1 protein-coding gene is annotated in these 505 nt (G+C 26.3%); it reads left to right on the top strand.

The annotated features are described in order from the left end of the window. Positions 1-125 precede the first annotated feature (125 nt). On the top strand, positions 126-505 hold a 380-nt coding region (locus tag NZ519_14175), incomplete at its 3' end, for a hypothetical protein (protein ID MCS7029899.1).

Raw genomic sequence — 505 nt, 5'->3', positions numbered from 1 at the left:
CAATCATAAAATTTGTGCACAGCATTTGTGATGATTTTATACGAACTTCAGAACCAATTAGTATAAAGTCATCAAAAATAGGAGATAAAAAAATTGTAAATAAGATAATCTACGAGTACATAGAAATGAATTCTATTGAAATGTATAGGTATTTATTGGATAAGGTAAAAGAAATAAAAAGTAATAATGACAGTAAAAGTAATAAACTCAATAAAACCTTTATGGGATTGATTGCTAACTCAAGAGAACTCAAAGAGGTTGGAAAAGCGAAATCTGTAAATGGTGATGAACTTGAACTACCTGAAGATTTAACAAGCCTTAACAAATTAAGAGAAGAGGATTCTACTCTTTCTAATATAGTTGATAGAATAATTGATTTATTCAAATTGAAAGAATTATCAATAGAAATGTCAACTCTTAAAAACTCTAGTAAAATTGTTAAAAGTATGCAAAAATACTCTGATTTAACCAAAGTTAGAAATTTAGCGTTTGAGATGAATAAATT

This window comes from Bacteroidia bacterium (assembly GCA_025056095.1).
In the GTDB taxonomy this organism is placed as follows: domain Bacteria; phylum Bacteroidota; class Bacteroidia; order JANWVE01; family JANWVE01; genus JANWVE01.
The sequence above is the reverse complement of the archived record's forward strand: the minus strand, read 5'-3'. Positions and strand labels throughout refer to the sequence as shown.